Origin of the sequence: Nostoc sp. LEGE 06077 (genome assembly GCF_015207705.1) — a bacterium.
Lineage (GTDB): Bacteria > Cyanobacteriota > Cyanobacteriia > Cyanobacteriales > Nostocaceae > Nostoc_B.
In genome coordinates, this window is sequence record NZ_JADEWI010000007.1 from 19492 (window position 1) to 40273 (window position 20782).

Sequence of the window (20782 nt, forward strand, 5' to 3'; positions counted from 1 at the left end):
TGTTCCCTGTTCCCTACCTTCACGAGTAAGTTCAGAAATCAAATCAGATTGCTATAGCAATTCTAAATCATTTGTGAAATTCTCTTTCTTTGCGTCCTTTGCGGTTCGTTAAAAAGAATATTTTTCACAACTCGGATAGAATTGCCATATCATAATTTAGCTGAAATAAATCAAAAGGAGCCGGTCTAGCAACACCATAACCTTGGGCATAATTTACCCCCAGAGTTTGGATTACTTTTAAAATGTCGTTGTTTTCGACAAACTCAGCAATAGTTTGAATTCCCATTACCTGACCAATTTTATTGATAGCATCTACCATTGCCAAATCAATTGGTTCTTCCACAATATGCCTTACAAAACTGCCATCAATTTTTAAATAATCGACTGGTAAATTTTTGAGATAAGCAAAAGAAGACATCCCACTGCCAAAATCATCTAAAGCAAAGCAACAACCAAAATCTTTTAGTGTGCGAATAAATACCGCCGCTTTACTTAAGTTTTTGATGGCGACAGTTTCGGTAATTTCAAAGCAGATGGCGCCGGGGGGAATTTGGTGTAATGTAAACTGATCACAAACAAAATCAATAAATTGATCATCATTAATACTAGCGCCAGAAAGGTTGATGGTATATAAACAACCACGAGAGTATTCTAGTAATGGACAATAAAGTTGTTGAAAATCTACGTATTGTCTTAGATGTGTAAAAAACGTGTTAATCACCCAACGGTCAATAGTTTGCATGAGATTGTAGCGTTCAGCAGCGGGAATAAATGCCATTGGTGAGACTAACTTACCAGTTTCATCAATCAAGCGTAAGAGGATTTCATAATGTTCTGTTAACGACTTGGGTTGAGTAACGGGAACGATGGACTGGTAATAGAGCCGAAAACGATTGTCTTCTAGTGCTTGGGTAATTCTTCCTACCCATTGCATTTCACCATGCTGCCTGGCTAACTCCAGATCATCCGCTTGATAAATATGTACACGATTACGCCCTTGATTTTTTGCTACATAACAAGCTGCATCAGCAGCACTTAAGGCACTATTCATATTTGGTGTATCGGCGTTGATAGCAACTAAGCCAATGCTGATGCTGAGATTGAAAACTTTATCCTGTTTCCAGACAAAGCGAAATTTTTGCGTGTTTTCTCGTAAGGTATTAGCAATAAATACTGCTGCTTCTAAAGAACAATTGTTGAAGATAATGCCAAATTCATCCCCACCTAAACGTGCAAGAGTATCATAGGAACGGATATGAGTTTGAAACAAATTAGCAATTTCACATAAGAGTTCGTCGCCAGCAACGTGACCACAAGTATCATTGATAACTTTGAATTGATCTAAATCTAAATAACATAAGGCGTGTTGTTCTTCACCAGTCCCCGCGCTAGTCACAGCTTGGGTAAGGTGCTGTTCAAATTCGCGTCTGTTAACCAGTCCTGTCAAGCTATCATGCCTCGCCTGCCAGGATAATAAACGTGCCATGTTGCGGCTTTGAGTAACATCATGAAACACAAGCACAACACCAACAATTTGCCCTTCTCTGGTAAGAATTGGCGCGGCAGAGTCTTCAATAGATAATTCTCTACCATTGCGAGTAATCAGCACAGTATGATTGGCTAAACCAACAACCACGCCAGAATTCAACACCTGTTCTACTGGGTTTTCTACGGCTTCGCGGGTATTTTCATGAATAATCTGAAAAACTTCTGCCAAAGGCATACCCATTGCCTCGCTTAGACTCCAGCCAGTGAGTAACTCGGCAACTGGGTTAATATATTTAATCAAACCCGTGGCATCAGTTGTAATTACTCCATCTCCAATTGATTGCAATGTAACTAAAGCTAGTTCTTTTTCTTGAAATAGAGCTTGTTCAATAGTTTGACGTTCAGCAATTTCACTTTGTAACTGTTCCAGAGTTCTTAATAACTCATGTGTGCGGAAGATAACTCTTTCTTCGAGTTCTTCATTGGCTTTTTTTAGCGCTATTTGCGATCGCCTGCGCTGATGATCAATCATATTCAGCGATCGGGCATTTCCCCAAATCAGTACTGCAAAAACAATAATATTCAAAACACTTAAAATAGACAGTCCAAATTCCGCAGTATAAATATCCCTTCGATACCCAGACAGAACTAGCCAGCAGATGACTGGCGGAAACATAATTGCAGCAGGTAATAAACTCCTTGCCATTATCCCACCTGCATTTTTACTGCTGACTACAGCCATTAACCCACGGTTCGGACAAGCAAACAGAATGCCACAAATGAGTAAGATAAATGCAATTGCTGTATGTATTGCTATAGATGTTAAGGAACCAAATTTATAGAAATAAGCATTACCATACACATAGCCTAATAGCCCCATGTCGGCGATAAAAAATGCCACTATTGCACATAACTGCGCTGCAATATGCTTGGGTTGTGCCAAATTTAACAGTAGTAGGCTTAGGCCTAGCAGCAAGAAAATAACGGCGCTATGAACAGCCATCCGACCAGGCGCTACATCACCTAAAGGGTCGATGCTAGTCTTAAATAAAAGTTGATCAATCCCAAGGTCTACCTTGAAGGCATACTGAATCAATGTCAACAGCCCAATTACTAACACGAAGAAAGCGCAGAATTGAGCCACTCGACGTGTTATGTAAGTTGTCCATTGGAAAAGCCATAAAGATGTTCCTCCGAAAATTAAACAGATAGCGGTGTTGGCTTTCATTGCTATCCATCCCGGCACAATACTCTTAAGAACTGTAATGTCTTTGATCCACCCCACAATGACACAACAGCCAATTAAAATGACTGCAATACTAGTTTTTTGCGAACAAGATTGGAATACAGCGTTTAAAGTGGAAGATTGACCACGAGACTGAACATCATAGATAGTCATAGCTTGTCACTCATAACTAGCAAATATCATGCTATCTGCTGGTTTTACATAAAATTATATACATAAAAGTATAAAAATATTTAAGCTAATAGTAGCCTTCACTTAATAGAATTGGTGTTTTTTAGAACTCTATATTCTGGCAAGTACTACCTATACTGATATTTATTATCAGCTATTTGATGGTAATTCAAGTTAGGTAGGCAAGGCAGAAAAATCGATCAAAATGTTATTTTTACATTGTAACTATTGCTACCCTACGATTATTGTAAATGGTACAAAACAGGAGCATATCAAAGGGATAATTATACACTAACAATAAATAAAAAAAATACTCTTTCTACTATGACCATACACTCGCACATCTTTCTCCCCTTGTATTACTTATATAAGCAAAAAATATACCAAATAGCTTTTTCATACTTGCCAATTTAATTAGCAGAAACAAGATTTATAAATTATTTTTCGGACATAACTCATGTGAGATTTCGGAATTTATATCGAGTAATAATCAGAGTATTTTTGGCACAAAAAAAGTCCGCGTTAGCGGACTAAGGACATTGGATAAGGTTAGGTTATCACCAAGATCGCTTACTCTGTATGAGAGTAATATTTATTCTTATCTACATCATCTGAAAAATCAAGTCTAAGGGGGCAAATGTTTAGACATAAGTCCTGATATTGTGTCTTTTGATAATTTGATATTGTTGATTATTCATCAATTAACTCAATTTTGGCTGTTGATTTATCTAAATTGAATTTAGTAGTCAGTTGCCAGAATTATTCAATTAATTTTTGTCTGAATAGTGAATGAATAACTAGCTTTAATATCCCGTTAAATTGAAAATCTGGCGGTATACAATTAGTATTATCTACCGCGATCGCGTTCTAAATCTTCAATTACTTTTTGCATATACCATTCATCTGGTCTTCCGGGATAATTATCTTGTTTTTGGTCAATTAATCGTTGAGCAATTTCCCAATAACCACCAACTAAGCGCAAAAGTTTTTGGCGTAATAAATTATACTTTTGCTTTTTAGATTCAGGATAAGCTGTCTGAATTTTTTGCAGACTGTTTAAAACTTGTTGATAATTATCCCAATCTTCTTGTTCACAATAAATACTAGCTGCACGTTGATAATCTTCTACAGCACTTTGCATTTCTTCGAGTAATGTATGAGCAATGCCACGATTGTAATAAGCTGAGGCATCATGAGGATTAATTTGTAGGGCTTGAGTGTAATCTTGAATTGCACCTAGATAATTACCCGTTGCTCGATAGACATTGCCTCTGGCAACATATATCAAGGTATCTTGGGGTTGTATTTTGAGTGCTTGGTTAAAATCGGCGATCGCACCTTGATGATCTCCCAACAAAGCACGGGCTTTACCTCGGTTGCGATAGACGATAGCATCTTGAAAGTTGAGTAACAGTGCTTGGTTAAAATCGGCGATCGCCTCGCGGTAATTCCCCATTTTGCAACGTACCACACCCCGACAGCAATAAGCTTGAGCATCTTGCGGATCTGCTTGTAATACCCAGTTTAAATCTGCGATCGCCTCGCGTGTATCTCCCTTTTCGGCTTTGTCTAATAGTTGCGTAAAATAATCTTTAGTGGAGATGATAGGTGTAGTTACCGAACTCTGCTCTTGTACGGCTGCTTTAGCTGGCGGTTGTAACTGTTTAATCTGTTCTAGACAGAGACGACAATTTTCTTTATCTTGTTGTTGTAAATATAATTCTGCGGCTTGTTTAAAACTGGCGATCGCATCTTGAATAAATCCTTGTTTGCGGCGCACTATTCCCCGCAAATTATAAGCTGCGGCATAATTACCACGCAGATTAATCGCCCGTTCTACATCATCTAACGCGCCAGGGAAATTTTTCAACGCTACTCGCGCCAATGCCCGACTATAATAAGCTTCGACGAATTTAGCATCAATTTTTAAGGCTTCGGTATAATCAGAAACTGCCGGGAGAAGCTGCCCTAAATCATAATATGCCAAACCTCTTTGCAGATAAGCCTCAGTATAGAATGGCATCAGCTGTATTACTTGGCTAAAATCTGCGATCGCCCCACTATAATCTTTTTGTTTGGCTTTTTCTAACCCCTGTAAGTAGAGTTCGTGATTACTCATAATTGCTAATTTATAGGTGTATGTTGCAATCTGCCCACCATAACTTCTATCTTGCACCATATTAAAAGCTGTGTTGCGGAATTTAATCAAAGCGAAGTGCTGGTACAAAAGAAATGCAGCAGAAAACATCTCTGTCTGTCTGCTGCTATCAAGTATGCGGCTGGGTCACTTTTTACATCCGAGTCATAACTGCTACTTTGGTTAACTTATCTTTTTCCAGTCCTTGTAGTTCATCAAGATGCAGCCAACCCTCTTTGATCAACCTAGCAAAGACAAAGATGAGAACTGAATATCTGTATTCGTATTTACCATCTATTTCATGCCTTCTCGCGCTTAAGAAATCATGTAACTGCCACATTTCATCAGCCTGGGTCATTATACTGGATCTTTGCTGAACTTCTTGGATCACAGCCTCAATTTCTCGCTGATATGCTTTTTCAAAAGCTTGTTTCGCTATTTCTTCCTCGGTCTTAGACCATTCAACTTCACTCACTTGCATTCCGAACCTTAAAATTTATGCGTTTAATTGTTTTATCAATGGGTCATTTGCTGCAAAAAATAGGAGCGCCCTTGACTAGAGAGCGCTCACACCATCATTCAAGGTATAGCTATTAAAAAGTACTTCTTCTAGCGAACTAAATTTAATAGTTCTTTAGGAGATGCCAACAAATCAATTGCTACAAAGAAAATTTTGCCTTTAGGATTAATTAAAAATCGCCAAGCCATATTCATCCCAACACCAGCACCAAACCAAGGAGTTTGGACTTTACCTGTAACTTTGATTTGGGTGTAACCCTCTTCTGCTGGTTCAGCAACGCCTCTTTCTGGAAGCAAGCTGAGGTTTTGGCATTCTTCGTTGAAAAATCGCAGAATAGCATCTCTGCCAACGATTGGTCTTTGGAAAGGAGGTTGCAAAGCTGCATCAGGTGCGAACAAATCAATTAATGCCCCAAAATCATTGGCATTAAGGTTGTCCATATAACTCAGCACTGTTGCATTTGTCAGGCCTTCAATGGTGACTTGAGTGCGTTGCGACACATCTTTAGGCGCAACAACAGGTTCAGCGACTCTGGTATAGTCGCCCAACTTGTTTGGATCAAATCCCATATCAACTACAGAATTGCGTAAGACGGTAATTTGTTGTCCCTGATCCAGTTCTCTAACTGCTTGCAGTACTGCCGAAGCATTGGCGGAAAGTTGATAGCCAGCAGGAATTGGTGCAACAATACCTTGATCCATCCATACTCCAAGTTGATACCAGAAACCTAGTTTGATGTTTGCCGACCAAGTAGCATAGGTACGACAAATAGGTGTATCAGCATTGTTGGCTAAATCGCACATAACCTGACTTTGCTCAGGAAAAGTCATTTTCCGAATTTGATCGAGAGTTCCTTCGGCAAACTGCATACGAGCAGCGCCTGGAGCCGCAATAGTAATTGTTTTACCCATTTCTAAATAAGCAAACCAAGTCCATGCCAGCTGATCTTCCGCACTGAGTTGCTTAAATCTCGCAATTGTGGCTGGTACTGCATCAGCAGATAGGGTTTCTGGAAAAATACCACGAGCCGAGTCAATTGTAATTGGCATATTTACACACCTAACCTTAATTGTATTTACAACTAGCAAAAGGACGCAGGCGAGAGCGTTTGAACGTTCAAGCTTTTGTGACCTGTTACAAAAATATCACATAAGTTAATAAATATTCACAATTTTTAATGAGTATTGCAAAATACACCGCCAGCGTGGTTGCGACTTTGTACACACAAGTACTATCTGTAAGGGTTTCAAGGGTTACAGACTCTTAAAAGTGCTGATTAATATTTCTCTACTCAGCACCTATAGTCTACACACAAGTCAAGAATTTTCATGTTTAGGCACATCCCGCCTAGAACTAAAGTTCCAGGCTCATAGCATAAGTCCACTTAAGTGGACTGTAAGACATTTTTTGTTGAGTCATCTGGAGATAACTAGTGCTATGAGACTCAAAATTAATTCTGAGGCGGAACGACAGGAATCTTTGTGTGTACTCGGTAGGGAATATGTCAACAATTAGAATGCTGCTTTGGCAATCTAACGGTAACTTTAGTTCCCTGTCCCTCTTGACTAGATAAACTAATACTGCCGCCATGTAACTCTACACAAGCTTTAGTAATGACTAAACCCAAACCTGTTCCTGGTATGGTGTCAACATTACTTCCACGACTAAAGGATTTGAACAGGTTTTCTTGATCTGCTAAGGGAATACCAATGCCTTTATCTTGAATTTCTAGGAGAATTTCTGATTCTTTACCATTCAAATAAATTTCTATATTGCCGCCTTCTGGGGAATATTTGATGGCATTAGATAATAAATTCAATAGTATTTGCCGTAAAAGTCCGCGATCGCCCCAAAAGCTTTGATGATTGCCTGTAATCTGTAAAATTAATTCATGGCGATCGCCTAATACTTCTTGCTGATCTTCAATTAACTCGGAAGTAAATTGCAGTAAATCTAGCTGCTGCGGCTTAAATTTGGTTTTGTCGAGTTCTAATTGATGGACTAACAGCATATCATCCACGAGTTTGGAAAGATGCCTAGTCTTTTGCTCAATGATTTGTAAGAAGCGGTTTTTTCTCGACTCATTCAGTTGTGCGCCGTGTTGCTTAATTGTTGATGCAGCCGCCAAGATGGAAGCTAAGGGTGTACGGTATTCGTGAGAAACTATGGTGACGATTTGAGATTTAAATTTGTTGAGTTCCTTTTCTTTTATCAGTGCAGCTTGAGTCATCGCCAAAAGTTCTGCTTGTTGAATAGCGATCGCTAATTGGACTGATACTTGATTGAGAATCTCTACTTCATCAGCTGGCCATAGTCTATCTTGAGAAATAGGTTGGGCTATTAAAAACCCCCAAAGTTTTGGGTTGGGGTTATTGTTTTGGTTCAGATTAATGGGAACTACTAAATTTACTTGAGGGTTCAGTTGTTCTTTTGTCTGGAAACACAAATGGCTCAAACTTGCTTCATGGTTATGGGAAATTCTGCGTCTGCATCGCCAACGATGATTTTCGCCAAGATCGCTGTAAGCCACGACTAAGTTTTTTTGTTTAGTCGTGATAGTACTATGAGCTACTTGTGTAGTCACAAAGCTGCTTTCTTCTTGATAGCAAGTATCCCAGAGATTATTGCATATTTGCTCAGGTTCTCCAGATGATGCGACTATCTTACCATCCATATCAGAAGTGAACTGATAGACCATCACGCGATCGCACTTCAAAAGTTGCTGTACTTCAACAACAGCCGTATGCAGAATTTCTTCTAGATTCAGCGACTGGCGAATACGAAGTGCTGTCGTCGCAATTAAACGCTGTCGTTCTTGAGTTTTGCTGAGTTTAACTTCTAGGCAAGATTGTTTAATGGCATTGCGAACTGCTAATTGTAATACATCTAACTGGAGGTGCTGTTTAACTAAATAATCATGAGCGCCTCGTTTCATAGCTTGTACTGCAACTGCTTCGTCTCCACGCCCTGTCAACATAATTATGGAAACAGGAGCTTCAACCTTACGCTTTTTCAAACGCTCAAGCAAATCTAGCCCACTCATATCAGGTAAGCAAAAATCCAGTAGAATCACATCGCAGTGTATTGATTGGCACAACGCCAACCCTTCCTCCGCAGAATCTGCCTCGAATATTTGATATGAATTTTGAGGATCTTTTAATAAGTATCGACGATAGATTTTCCGATCCTCGGCACAATCATCAATGATGAGTAGCGTCCAAGTGTCCGGCATATTCAGAATGGGGGAGAATGTTTACACTCCTTCACTCACAATCCCATACATTACTGCAATTGTTAATTAATCATTACAAAAATATAAATAAAATATTAAATTTAAAAGTTTAAGGGTTAGGGGCTAGAAAAAATATCAACAGCTTTCCCTTAAACCCCTACACCCTTACCTTTAATCCCCAGGCGGTACAGTATTACTTTCCAACCAATAGTCAACGAATGCTTGAACCGTCTTTTGTAGTTCTTGAGCATCCATCGGCTTGACTAAATAGCCATTGGCTCCCTTCTGGTAGCAAAATTCAATATCTTTGGGGTTGGATGAGGTAGTAAAAACCACAATAGGGATTTTCTTCAAACATATATCTTGCTTGAGCCGTTCGAGGATGTCACGGCCATCAATCCCTGGTAAATTCAGGTCAAGCAAGATGACAGAAGGCGTTGGTATGCTGTTAGGGTTTTGCGAACTTTCTTCTTGATAAAGCAAGTCTAAAACTTCGTCCCCATTTGTACATCTGTATATGGGGTTCTGGACAGCCAACCGCCGCATCAGGCGTTGCAACATTTTAAAGTCTTCATTGCTATCCTCAACAACCAACAGAGGTTTGTTAAGTTTTTTCGTCATCAGAGATTTTAAAAAATGTAACAAAAAATTTTAATTATCTTAAACTATTGCCCCAAGGTGAAATAAAAGGTAGAACCTATACTCACAGTGGATTCAACCCAAATTTGACCATTGTGTAACTCAACAATTTTTTTAGAAATGGCTAGTCCGGCTCCCGTTCCGCCGCCATACTTTTCTTGAGAGTGCAGCCGTTTAAATAGGCGAAAGATGGTTTGGTAATGATGCGCTTGAATGCCAATACCGTTATCTTTAACATAAAAGACAGGCAATAAGGCAGATTTTGGGAGTTTATCTGATTCTTTGTCGCTGATAAAGCCAATTTCTACTGATGGCTCTGGTTTATCGTTATATTTCAAGGCATTGATGATCAAATTAGTAAAAACCTCGTTGAGTAATACCGCGTCACACTGAACTGTTGGTAAAGGGCGAGGAATCTGAATATTTAGTTCAGCATTATGACGACTAGCACTAATCACATCAATCACTTGGTTGAGTAATTCATTGAGATCTGTCAGTTGGAAATCGGGTTCTGTTTGTCCTAATTGGGAGAGACGTAATAGGGAATTAATCAGAGTTTCCATCCGCACAGACAAAGAAAGTACAGTCTGTAAGTAGTCAATCCCATCTTCATCAAGAACTTGGGCATAATCTTCGATTAAAATTGTCGAGAAGTTATAAATGCCCCGCAACGGTTCTTTAAGGTCGTGAGAAGCCGCATAAGCAAAAGAGGCGAGTTCGCGGTTACTCCGTTCTAATTCTTGGTTAATTTTGGCTAATTCCTCAGCTTTGGATAGGACAATCCCGACGATCGCATTTTTTAAAGCCAAGGCGTTATCAATCTCACACTGTTTCCACGGTAGAGAAGTTAACTGGACTATTTCTTGCCATTTTTCAAAGGATGTCCGCGGACAAAAAATCACGCTACCATCTGTATTTGTCTGTATTGACTCGTTGGGATTTCCAGCCCAATTAATAGTTTGCACAACTTCCGGGCGAAACCAGAGAATATAGTAACGCTGGATTTGGGAAATGCGTAACAATAGTAAGCCACTGGCGGTATTTTTAAATTGAATCGCCTCTGGGTACTGTTTTGGCAAAGAATCGGTAGCAAAAATACGATTGCTAACTTGACTGTCTACCCAAGTAATTAGCGATCGCACTTGTTCTATATTTGGTGTTTCACCCACCAGGGTAACTTCATTATCTAGGCATACCGCCGCCCCAGTAGCACTAACTAGAGCTAATAAACTCGGTTGCGGTTTAATTAACGCATCAATAAAATTATCCGCTTGAGAAATTAACTCAACAAATTCCGCCTGGAGAGATTTCAGCCTGACTTCATAGTCTAATTCTGAGTGAATAACTTTGTGTCCTAACTCTAACGAGACAATCTGTCCTAAAAATTCGCAGATTTTCAGCACTTCATAAGCTAGATATTTGGGTGTTTGATGATGACAAGAAATTAACCCCCATAACTGCTGATTTTTAATTAAAGCAATCACCAAAATAGCTGCTACGCCCATATTTTGATGATATGTAACACAGCAAGGGTCAACACTCCGCAATACAGCCCAGCTTAAATCAACGGGTGCTGAGTCAGTTGAATTTTGGGAAACCAACTCCACAGGTTGGGCGATGAAATTGGGGATAAATCGCTGCCAACACTGAATATATAGCTGTCTTGCAGGTTCAGGAATATCTATAGCAGGATAGTGAAGCCCCAAATAAGGCGGTAAATCTTCGCGCTTGACTTCCGCAACCACCGTACCTGCACCTTGTTCATCAAATTGATAGACCATTACTCGGTCAAAAGCGGTGATTTTGCGGTATTCTGAGGCAACTAAATGCAAAAATTCTTCCAGGTTTGAGGTATTTTGCAATTGAGCGATCGCTTCACTCACCAAACTATAAAAACCTAAAAAACTCACCTCATCATCACTGTCTCTTGGCTCTAGTTCCAAAATTATCGCATTGCTTGTTCGATGAACAATACCATCAAAGTATCGTTCCCCATTAATAGTTGTGATTGGTATTTTTAAAGTTGTAATACTACCAATTTTTTTCTCTAAGCACTGTTTAATAGTTATTACCTGTTGAGTAGCTAGTAAACAACTCAATGGTTTACCAAGCAACTCTTGGGGTTGTTTATCCAAATAGTTCTGAGTATTGTTGCTAACTTGCCAAATTTCTAACTCAGCATTGAGTGCGAGTAATAAACCATGCGGCTGTATCGACCCAGAGAGATGAATCGGTTGGTCATGGTTGTTTCCAGAAGTAGTTTGAGCAGTGATGTCTTCAGGACTCATGATGTGAATAAGTAAAGTTTAACTGATGACAATGCACTAAATTACAGATAGGAATTATTCTGCCTTGCTCTTGCTGCTAATTTGTAGAGGTGGGAGTTTAAGTCATAACTCTCTCAAGCGGTTATTCTTAGCTGCTAACTTCTACTTCATTTCTCACAAATCCGACTTTATGCTATAAAAGTTACATGAATTGCCGCTACTGATTTGCAGTGATTTTTACTAAAAGCGTAAAAGCAATTTCTAGTAAGTATTATAAGATTTATTGCTTTAATCTGTACCGGATATTCTAAGTATTGGCTAGTATTAATAATCACGAATATAATTAAATCTGGCAAATTAGACAAAGGAGTGTGTGCATTTAGAAAAAGTAGCACCAGCCTTTAAGAGACAAATTTGCTATCAAGAACTTTTTTCTGACAAGGCATTTTTTATGAAGCGCAAAAATCTTTTGACCATCCTAACAACAACTATATTTTCCTGCATATATTTCCCAGCGATCGCCCAAGCAGAAACCCAATTTCAAACACCTTCTCGGAATATTCACTGTTTAATTGCAGATGAAAGTATTCGTTGTGATGTTTTAGAAATTACTGGAAGAATCCCCCCTCAACCCAAAGACTGTGAATTAGATTGGGGTCATGTATTTAATCTGAATCAGCGAGGTAATGGTTATCGGGGTTGTTATGGTGACACAGTAGCAGATGCAAATAGTCCTGTTTTACAATATGGTAAAATATTGCGTTATCAAGGTTTTACTTGCACATCCAGAAAGACAGGCTTAACTTGCATTAACCGAGATAAAAGAGGTTGGGAACTGAGCCGAGAACGACAAAGATTTTTTTAAAATTGCAGAGTCAGTTTAGCAGGCGATCGCAATTAATTAAAGTAGGTTTAGCAATTCAACATCCAAATAAAAAATATGGGGAATTGAACATAGTCAATTCCCCATATTTGCCATAAATTAATGTTGGGAAGGACAAATAAACAAACTCTGCTTCATCTCTATAAAATGAATTTACTTTGGCAATAATTATTCGGTTAACAAACTAGGCGAAGTTAATACAAACACATCTCTAATACCTAACCCATTAGTTTGCGGTTTAATGGGAGTGGTAAAATGGAAAAATTCGTGGTCGTTAACCAATAACAGTTCACCAGAATTCAAGACTTTGCTAAAAACAGGCTTCTCTTTTTTCGCAGTGTATAAATGGGTTTCGCCCCCTTGAATATTTTCTCGCGCAACAGAGAATATGCCGATAAAATCAGTACCATCTTGATGGATACCTTCAGGTGCTGGATTACCCATATTTTCAGCCGAACAGATCGTTCTAATTTGATGAACGCCTATTTCTGCTTCTGGGTGCAGCTTACAAGAATCACTAAAGGCTAAGACCATCTTTTTAAAGATATCAAGCTCAATGATGCCATCTTCCAATTCCGAGAATTCTCTTTTAATATCTCCCACTAAAGGGTTATAAGTCTTACTTTGCAAGAGATAACCGTGTGGTAGTTTAATTAACTCATTTCCAGACACAGTAAAGCGAGATAATCTTCTTAAACGATAATTGCCCTTGATATAAGGATCAACTGGCAAATTATGAAAAAATGGCTCAAAACCTTCGGGATTAATTGAATTTACCTTTCTTAAGGTGAACAGAAAGGCATATTCTAATTCTGTTGATTCCCATACTGTTTGCATAGGATTTACCTGCTGATTAGGTTTAAATCCTCCGCTATTTTTCTTTCTCGGAGGCTTATAACACCGAGTATATGCTACTTTTTATTAAAGTGTCGTTAAATTGACTACATATTTTGACAAATTGTGATACAGCAATAACTTCACAAAAAAATAAAAATATCTTCTCTCTAGCCCTTGTTTTTTTACTAAATCTGTGTAAATCTCATAAATGCATACTCCGGTATATAAAGCGAGATACCGTTGTATATTGTTCACCGTCCAAATCATGGAAAATCTAGTACCAAGCAAACTGTTAATATCTAGTCTTTACACTGGCGGAGATATCTATGCAATAACAGAATTGGGAGGACTTATTTATCTCAATTATTAGAAGATAACTTAACTGGATATTTTTTTTGGACTAATAGTAAGCATACAAAATTTATGCATTACTAATATTCAGCTTTACTAATTAGATTGGCGAAGCAGAGTTAGGATTTAGAAACCCCAAAGATTCCGGTTCCTTAATTCTGCTATCAATACATATCTGTTGAAACACTAACAGCCGGTTATCAGGAAATCGTTATGCAACGAAGTAGTAAAAAAAACTACCAGAAAGATAAACTTTCAGTTACTTTTTTGAAAATTCCGCCTGCATTAAAATCTGCAAATTTTTCTTGCTTTGTAATTGGTGAAAGCCTATCTTTTTTCGGGTCTTGGATGACTCAAATTGCCTTAGTATGGCTAGTCTATCAATTAACAAATTCAGCAGTATTAGTAGGTGTAGCTGGATTTACGAATCAGGCGATGGGACTAATTATTACTCCCTTAGTAGGTGTCTTATTAGATCGCTGGAACTTAAGATATGTTTTATTAACTACACAGTTAGTATCTATTCTGCTATCTGCCACACTTACTTATTTAACTATTAACAGTAACATCAATGTTGCCTGGATTATTATTATTGGGACACTTCAGGGAATAGTCAAAGCCTTCGATTTACCTGCACGTCAAGTAATCATCCCCCGACTTGTAGAGAAAAAAGCAGATACTTATAGTGCAATGGCTTCCCACTCATTCTTAATTAATACAGCGAAGTTTGTCAGCCCTATGATTGGAGGAGTAATGATTGCCAGAAGTGGCCCAGCTTCTTGTTTTTTAATGGATGCTATTAGTTACTTACCCTTTTTATCGGCAATTTTAACTATTCATATTAAACCAGTTGCCAATCAGTCTTTTAGCCAAAAAGCCCAAATTTGGACAAATCTAAAAGAAGGCTTTATTTTTGCTTATCAATTTTTGCCAATTAAATATGCATTAGTACTGCAAATTATCATTTGCTTTATGGCTATGACCCATGTCAACTTAATTCCTATTTTTGCCCAAGAGGTATTGCAGGGTAATGCTGAAACAATGGGATTTTTAATGACAGCTTCAGCATTAGGTTCGATAGTTGCAGGGCTTTATTTAATATCGGGGCAAAAAGCACCATTTTTAGTGAAAATTATGGCATTTTCAGCCACTATTCTAGGATTATCTTTAATGATATTTTCCCGATTAAATAAATTAGAAGTTTGTTTATTACTCATATTCATTATTGGTATGACTAATACACTTACCCTAGCTTCTATTAATAATTTTACGCAGTTAGTTTTAGTAGAAGAAGACAAAAGAGGCAGAGTAACTAGTATATTTACAACTGGGTTTTTAGGTATTCTACCTTTTGGTAACTTATTTTTTGGAGCCTTAGCTGGTCAAATTGGTGTAGCAAATTCACTATTATTTGGTGGTACTTGTTGCATGATAGGAGCTTATTATTTTACTAGACAAATGCCCATTATCAAAAAAATTGTCGAGCCAATATATGTAGAGATGGGGATAATTAGCCAGCCAAGTAAATAATTGTTTTGCTGGGTTGATTAACAAAATAAATTGGTCATTTCTACTTAAAGATAAGATAGGTATTTTGCTATGCTCAAGCATATTTTTAATTAGTTGATAAATCAGATTTTTTGCCTAGTAAAGTTAATTTTTTAGTTGCCAGAGCCAAACATCTTTACTTTCTATAGCTGGCTTGATCTCATATTCATCTCGAAGCTTACGCAGTAGTGAAGTTGATGGCCTGTAAATAAATACATCACTAGAATCATTAGGTATTAGAGGAATTTTTGGCTCAACTGTAAGTCTAAGTCTGACCTGCGGTTCAAGCAGATGGCTAAGAGATAACATAATGCCAACAAAACTCTTATCATTATGGGTTAAACCACTACCTATCACTAAAGGTTGAACTGATTGGTTAATTATTTGGGCTACTTGTATATTATATTTATTATCACCTTCACCTTTATTCCACCAATTACTTGCCTGAGAGCTAAGTACACATGAAAAAATTCCACATATCAGTATAACGGCCGTAACTGACCGCCAAAACTTTTGGATTAGCGAACTAACTGAAGCATCGGCAATTTTCATCGCTAGAAGATATGCAACAGATATTTGAATAGCTAGAAGGCTAGGAGTAAAATACTTAATGTAAGTTGATGATACGCCTCCTTGTAATAAATCTTTAGTAATGAAAATTAGTGGATTAATGAACAGTGAGATTGTCACAAATAGCCATGAATATTTGGAAGATTTCTTGTAAAGAAAATAAACTGAATAGCCCACAAGAATTAATAGCAATATAGTTATTGGGCTGATTAAAAATATTAACCAGGGGTTTGAGTCACGATTAACATTTACATCAAAGAAAAGACGGCTAGATTGAAAACTCCAAGATCTAACTAAAAAAAACAAGCTTTTTCTTGTATTTGCCCAAGCCAACCTGCTTTCTACCTCAGATGTACTTGTAACAATCACAAAAATCCAAGGGGATAAAAGTAGTATTCCGCTTACTAATGCTAGTAAGTAACTAATTGTTGTTTTGGTTAATTTGAATTTTTCAGTTAGAAATACGTATATTCCATGTCCAATAGCAGTTAATAGAGTTAAAAGATGAGAATATAACCCTAATGCTAATGTAACTATATAAATTACCCAACTCGTTTTGGTATTAAGTCTGATAGCTCGCAAAAGACAAGCACCAGATAGCAATGTGGTGACTATCCATAAACTATACATACGTGATTCCTGTGCAAATAATATATGCAAAGGAGATACTGCCATCAGTAAAACTGCCATCCAGCTAACTAGTGGTAATTCAAATAGCTCTCGACATAACCAGTAAGCGCAGGGAAACGCCAGCAAGCTAATGACAGCAGATAAACTTCTGGTTACAGCTACAGAACCACCGAATAATCCTGTCCATAACCGAGCTATAGCAAAGTAAAGGGGTGTGAGTTGAGGCTCTTCTTGCGCTAGTCCTTTAACTGTATCTATTACATCTTTTTCGAGGTTAGGACGCTGGAATTTCTGTAAATCACTGGCTTTAATTTCTTTTCCATTAAATGCCTGTTGCGCTATCTCTGCTTCTGTATATCCAGAAATTCTTAATGATGAGAAGGTTTCGTCATAGGAATAAACTTTTTTATCTAAATTTACGAAGCGAAAGAATAATCCCAAAGCCAATACGGAAATAATCAAAAAACGTATAGAAGCTGAATAAAAATTCATTTTTTGAGTAATGTTCGTGGGTATTTGTATTACAAAAAATTACTTTCTACACACTTATCTAATTTTGGGAAGTCTTAAAACAAGTTTTTTACTTAACTTGTGTGACTCGCCAGCTAAGTTTCAAGTTCACCCAGAAGTTCCAAATAGTAGCAATTGCGATCGCAATTAGGTTTGCTATGTAGCGGTTGGGAATGAGAAAATTAAATATTAAGTTTAAGAAAAATACATTCAATACTAGTCCTGCTAGGCAAATAATATTGAATTTCAAAAATCGCTTCAAACGCTGATGCAACTCTTGTTGTTGCATACTCACATCTGCAAACGTCCAGGCATCATTCCACAAAAAATTATTGAAAATTGCAAATTCAGATGCAATGATTTTGCTACGTGTTAAAGGCCAGGCTAGTGTTGTTGGATCACTTAGTAGATAGAGTATCACCATATCGACAAACACACCGCTTAGTCCCACTAAACCAAAGCGAACAAATCTACTAAGGGGAAAACGTTGACTAACTCTTCCAATTCTTCCTGTGGAAATTCGTAACCGTATTAAGTGATGTATGTAATCTACATACTGCTTCCAAGTAACTTTGCTCTCACCCTCATAGCGTTCGCAGAACACATAACCAACTTCTGCAATCTTATCTATCTTACCCCGGCCAATTACTTCTAATAAAATTTTGTATCCTACAGGGTCTAAAGTGACGCTTGCCAAACAATTGCGCTGTACTAGAAAATAACCACTCATAGGATCAGAAACTCTACCTAATACTTTAGGGAGAATGAGCAATCCCAATAACTGTGCGCCACGCGATAAAAAGCGCCTAATAAAACTCCAGCTACTGACACCACCGCCTTCTATATGACGACTGGCTGCGGCTAAATCTGCTCCCTGATAAATTTCGCTTAATAGTTGTTTTAATACATGAGGTGGATGTTGTAAATCTCCATCAATTACACCTAAAATGTTACCTCTGGCGACTTGCCATCCACGAATTACTGCTGTTGATAATCCTCGTTCATGCTGACGGCGCATTACCTGTAATTGAGGATATTCTTCGACTAAAGACAATGCTACTTCCCAAGTACGGTCTGGACTATCATCGTCTACTATAATTAGTTCGTAGTCTCCTGGTATAAATTCGTCTAGAATTTGCGTCAATCTTATAACAACATTCCGAACATTCTTACTTTCTTTATAAGTAGGAATTACTAGGGAAAACTGAAGCTGCTGGTTAATAACACTCGACTTACTAGGTGGAAACTCAGGCACTTGGAACTTACCCGTAGGTGCTGGTAAGAAAGATTGAGTTTTTTGTGTATCCATTAAATTTGAGTAGCAAAAACCTTTTAATGTTAAGGTTAGCTGTTAATAGTAAGTATACTGAGAGTTTCTGAAAATCTTTACCAATTCTTGATATATTTTTATGTAAGATCCACTAAACCATAAATGGGAATTCAGTATTTACAAGATTCATATTTATCTAAGTTAAATTTGTCAGGCTTAGTCTAGATAAAGATCATAGTTATCTATGATTCTTGGCATTGCTATTATGAGGTTGTTGTTTAAATTTTTAGATAATTTGTAATTTATACTATTGACAAAATTAAATTTATATAGATTAGGTTACTAACCAATTAACTCTATTTCCAGAGCTACAGCATTTTTAATGCTAACAAGCTAGTGTGCGTTAAAGTTGCACATTCTCTGGTTAAGACTGCTATTTTTCATTTTTCATATGTAATTCGTAAGATTTTCTAGCTTATTTATGTTTCGTAATATATTTTGGTTTATTTCCATCAGCTTACTTAGATAATAGGAATTAAAATTGTCAAGCTGAGGAAATTAATAAAGAAAACTAACGCAGTAATCTATGACTTTCGATTCATAAGTAGTGTCAAAGCAGCTAGTATTACTTAGCCAATGTAATGTATCAGATAATAGCGGCTATTAAACTTAGTTATAGCAATGATTCGCCGTTCTTTTGGCTACACCCGATGAAATTTCAACTCAAAAGATTTGCACGAAAGCAACGAAAGCATTCAGAACCCATTATTCACCTCAAGTATAACAATGGTAATGTCGAGATTAAGGGCTTAGGTTTGTGGTACTCCTACTGGCGTGATCCTTACCATTTACTCCTGACAGTCCCTTGGACTGGATTTGTACTATTAATTTTTGTTTTTTATGTAGCTATTAATACTCTTTTTGCTTTGGCTTATTTATTAGGGGGAGATTGCATTACTAATGCTCGTCCAGGTTCTTTTTTAGATGTGTTTTTCTTTAGTGTGCAAACCCTAGCATCAATTGGCTATGGGGCAATGTATCCGAAAACAACTTATGCCAATATTATTGTTACGGTAGAAGCGATCGCGGGTGTGATGGGAATTGCTGTGATGACAGGGTTAGCCTTTGCGCGGTTTTCTCGTCCAACAGCCCGTGTCATCTTTAGTCGTGTGGCGGTAATTGTACCCCATGATGGTGAGCCGACTCTCATGTTTCGGACTGCTAACCAACGACGAAATTTAATTTTGGAAGCACAGATGCGGGTGTATTTAATGCGTGATGAAGTTACCGCAGAAGGTGATTTTATGCGTCGCATCTATGATCTCAAACTTTTGCGACAACAAACTCCTGGTTTTGCCTTAAGTTGGTCAGTAATCCATGTAATTGATCAGTCTAGTCCTTTATATGGAATGACACCAGAATCTTTAAGTCAAACTAACTGTGTATTGATGGTATCTTTGAGTGGCATTGATGAAACAGTGGCGCAAGTTGTTCATGCACGTCATAGCTATGGTACTAACGAGATTTTATGGAATCATCGCTTTGTAGATATACTGCATCACACATCTGATGGAAATCGTTACATCGACTACAACCATTTCCATGATGTTCTCCCATTGGAGTAAAGCCGAGTACAATAACTTTTTAACGCACAAGAACACAAAGTTTTTTTATTCAACATGATGTGCGATTATTAAGAATTGTTAGAATCTAAGACATCTGTCCTAATTTCTAGTTGTTTTTTAGCACGTTTTAATTGTTTCCACAGAGCCTTGATTTGGTGGTAAGCTTCTTCGGGAGAAAGTTTACCATTCGTTTGCAAGTTACTAATGTAGCTGACTCTTTGGGCGAATTCTTGTAAGTTGGCGTTAAATACTAAATATTCTGGCTTGAACTGACCGTAATAGCAACTACGGGGATAAAGAAAGTCAGAGAGATTAGATAGAAAATCTGATTGCTCTGTCATAACTATTTAAATTTGGAGAGTTTAATTAAACATCAGCAGTTGAGAAACTTTAGCACATATTGTGTAAAGACAAAGTAAGCATAGATACAGGGATGCCGACGATTCGGATGATGCTAACTATCTGAGAAATCATACTCCTGAAAAGCAATACCAGTAAAGTTGGTAATAACTGTATACTAACTAAGCCTAGAAAAATGTAACTAAATTAACTTTTTTCAGCTAAAAATAATGCTAAAGGGGTATTAAGCTCGATACATCCTCCAATATAAGAATTTTAGCTAAGTTGTACATATATCTATCAGGTTACTTATGACTGATTATGCAATGGGTAGAAGTTATACTATCAGGCGATGCTGAAGTTGATTTTACTGATCATATCGTTATATAGGAATCCGACTTGATTATTGAAATTACTTGTGTAGGAAGGGAATAGGGAACAGGAAAAGACGTAACAGAGGTGTACTGAGTTTTTTTGTCAGAATTCAGCACTCAGAAGTCAGAATTTAGAAGTATCTAT

At 37.5% G+C, this 20782-nt stretch carries 14 protein-coding genes; 3 read left to right on the forward strand and 11 right to left on the reverse strand.

Annotated elements, in window-relative coordinates; translation table 11 throughout:
* Nucleotides 1-124: 124 nt before the first annotated feature.
* From IQ244_RS06925 to IQ244_RS06955, 7 genes are all read right to left on the reverse strand, one after another.
* The gene (locus IQ244_RS06925) at nucleotides 125-2887 is read right to left on the reverse strand and encodes an EAL domain-containing protein (RefSeq protein WP_228058786.1); all 2763 of its coding nucleotides are present in this window, start codon (nucleotides 2885-2887) and stop codon (nucleotides 125-127) included.
* A gap of 865 nt (nucleotides 2888-3752) precedes the next feature.
* The gene (locus IQ244_RS06930) at nucleotides 3753-5024 is read right to left on the reverse strand and encodes a tetratricopeptide repeat protein (protein WP_193891532.1); all 1272 of its coding nucleotides are present in this window, start codon (nucleotides 5022-5024) and stop codon (nucleotides 3753-3755) included.
* A gap of 172 nt (nucleotides 5025-5196) precedes the next feature.
* The gene (locus IQ244_RS06935) at nucleotides 5197-5523 is read right to left on the reverse strand and encodes a hypothetical protein (protein ID WP_193891128.1); all 327 of its coding nucleotides are present in this window, start codon (nucleotides 5521-5523) and stop codon (nucleotides 5197-5199) included.
* Nucleotides 5524-5651: 128 nt separating this feature from the next.
* The gene (locus tag IQ244_RS06940; protein WP_015112657.1) at nucleotides 5652-6611 is read right to left on the reverse strand and encodes an orange carotenoid-binding protein; all 960 of its coding nucleotides are present in this window, start codon (nucleotides 6609-6611) and stop codon (nucleotides 5652-5654) included.
* Between the two features lie 455 nt (nucleotides 6612-7066).
* The gene (locus IQ244_RS06945) at nucleotides 7067-8794 is read right to left on the reverse strand and encodes an ATP-binding protein (protein WP_193891131.1); all 1728 of its coding nucleotides are present in this window, start codon (nucleotides 8792-8794) and stop codon (nucleotides 7067-7069) included.
* 171 nt (nucleotides 8795-8965) lie between these two features.
* Nucleotides 8966-9415 (reverse strand): response regulator, encoded by a 450-nt coding sequence (locus IQ244_RS06950; protein WP_193891146.1) that lies wholly within the window; start codon nucleotides 9413-9415, stop codon nucleotides 8966-8968.
* A gap of 44 nt (nucleotides 9416-9459) precedes the next feature.
* Nucleotides 9460-11721 (reverse strand): ATP-binding protein, encoded by a 2262-nt coding sequence (locus IQ244_RS06955; protein WP_193891161.1) that lies wholly within the window; start codon nucleotides 11719-11721, stop codon nucleotides 9460-9462.
* Between the two features lie 430 nt (nucleotides 11722-12151).
* Between IQ244_RS06955 and IQ244_RS06960 the strand changes: the two genes are divergently transcribed.
* The gene (locus tag IQ244_RS06960; protein WP_193891164.1) at nucleotides 12152-12565 is read left to right on the forward strand and encodes a DUF6636 domain-containing protein; all 414 of its coding nucleotides are present in this window, start codon (nucleotides 12152-12154) and stop codon (nucleotides 12563-12565) included.
* Between the two features lie 186 nt (nucleotides 12566-12751).
* Here the strand turns inward: IQ244_RS06960 and IQ244_RS06965 are convergent, their stop codons facing one another.
* Entirely contained in the window at nucleotides 12752-13420 is a 669-nt protein-coding gene (locus IQ244_RS06965; RefSeq protein WP_193891166.1) for a 2OG-Fe dioxygenase family protein, read from the reverse strand.
* A 564-nt stretch (nucleotides 13421-13984) separates the two neighbouring features.
* Here IQ244_RS06965 and IQ244_RS06970 point away from each other — a divergent pair.
* Nucleotides 13985-15301, forward strand: a complete 1317-nt coding sequence (locus IQ244_RS06970) for an MFS transporter (protein ID WP_193891169.1) — start codon at nucleotides 13985-13987, stop codon at nucleotides 15299-15301.
* Nucleotides 15302-15424: 123 nt separating this feature from the next.
* On the opposite strand, the gene IQ244_RS06975 is transcribed toward IQ244_RS06970, so the two are convergent.
* Both IQ244_RS06975 and IQ244_RS06980 read right to left on the reverse strand, forming a co-directional pair.
* Nucleotides 15425-17011: a glycosyltransferase family 39 protein gene (locus tag IQ244_RS06975; RefSeq protein WP_193891173.1), complete on the reverse strand. Its 1587-nt coding sequence runs from the start codon at nucleotides 17009-17011 to the stop codon at nucleotides 15425-15427.
* Nucleotides 17012-17099: 88 nt separating this feature from the next.
* Nucleotides 17100-18338 carry a glycosyltransferase gene (locus IQ244_RS06980; RefSeq protein ID WP_193891176.1) on the reverse strand — a complete coding sequence of 413 codons (1239 nt, stop codon included), beginning with the start codon at nucleotides 18336-18338 and terminating at the stop codon, nucleotides 17100-17102.
* A 671-nt stretch (nucleotides 18339-19009) separates the two neighbouring features.
* Here IQ244_RS06980 and IQ244_RS06985 point away from each other — a divergent pair.
* Nucleotides 19010-19924 (forward strand): ion channel, encoded by a 915-nt coding sequence (locus tag IQ244_RS06985; RefSeq protein WP_193891534.1) that lies wholly within the window; start codon nucleotides 19010-19012, stop codon nucleotides 19922-19924.
* 68 nt (nucleotides 19925-19992) lie between these two features.
* Here the strand turns inward: IQ244_RS06985 and IQ244_RS06990 are convergent, their stop codons facing one another.
* Nucleotides 19993-20265: a hypothetical protein gene (locus IQ244_RS06990; protein WP_193891179.1), complete on the reverse strand. Its 273-nt coding sequence runs from the start codon at nucleotides 20263-20265 to the stop codon at nucleotides 19993-19995.
* Between the last annotated feature and the right edge of the window lie 517 nt (nucleotides 20266-20782).

What these genes read in the sequence shown, in the direction of transcription:
- IQ244_RS06980 (WP_193891176.1), bottom strand. Translation starts at nt 18,338, where the DNA reads ATGGATACACAAAAAACTCAATCTTTCTTACCAGCACCTACGGGTAAG.
- IQ244_RS06945 (WP_193891131.1), bottom strand. Translation starts at nt 8,794, where the DNA reads ATGCCGGACACTTGGACGCTACTCATCATTGATGATTGTGCCGAGGAT.
- IQ244_RS06950 (WP_193891146.1), bottom strand. Translation starts at nt 9,415, where the DNA reads ATGACGAAAAAACTTAACAAACCTCTGTTGGTTGTTGAGGATAGCAAT.
- IQ244_RS06970 (WP_193891169.1), top strand. Translation starts at nt 13,985, where the DNA reads ATGCAACGAAGTAGTAAAAAAAACTACCAGAAAGATAAACTTTCAGTT.
- IQ244_RS06930 (WP_193891532.1), bottom strand. Translation starts at nt 5,024, where the DNA reads ATGAGTAATCACGAACTCTACTTACAGGGGTTAGAAAAAGCCAAACAA.
- IQ244_RS06960 (WP_193891164.1), top strand. Translation starts at nt 12,152, where the DNA reads ATGAAGCGCAAAAATCTTTTGACCATCCTAACAACAACTATATTTTCC.
- IQ244_RS06925 (WP_228058786.1), bottom strand. Translation starts at nt 2,887, where the DNA reads ATGACTATCTATGATGTTCAGTCTCGTGGTCAATCTTCCACTTTAAAC.
- IQ244_RS06975 (WP_193891173.1), bottom strand. Translation starts at nt 17,011, where the DNA reads ATGAATTTTTATTCAGCTTCTATACGTTTTTTGATTATTTCCGTATTG.
- IQ244_RS06985 (WP_193891534.1), top strand. Translation starts at nt 19,010, where the DNA reads ATGAAATTTCAACTCAAAAGATTTGCACGAAAGCAACGAAAGCATTCA.
- IQ244_RS06990 (WP_193891179.1), bottom strand. Translation starts at nt 20,265, where the DNA reads ATGACAGAGCAATCAGATTTTCTATCTAATCTCTCTGACTTTCTTTAT.
- IQ244_RS06935 (WP_193891128.1), bottom strand. Translation starts at nt 5,523, where the DNA reads ATGCAAGTGAGTGAAGTTGAATGGTCTAAGACCGAGGAAGAAATAGCG.
- IQ244_RS06965 (WP_193891166.1), bottom strand. Translation starts at nt 13,420, where the DNA reads ATGCAAACAGTATGGGAATCAACAGAATTAGAATATGCCTTTCTGTTC.
- IQ244_RS06940 (WP_015112657.1), bottom strand. Translation starts at nt 6,611, where the DNA reads ATGCCAATTACAATTGACTCGGCTCGTGGTATTTTTCCAGAAACCCTA.
- IQ244_RS06955 (WP_193891161.1), bottom strand. Translation starts at nt 11,721, where the DNA reads ATGAGTCCTGAAGACATCACTGCTCAAACTACTTCTGGAAACAACCAT.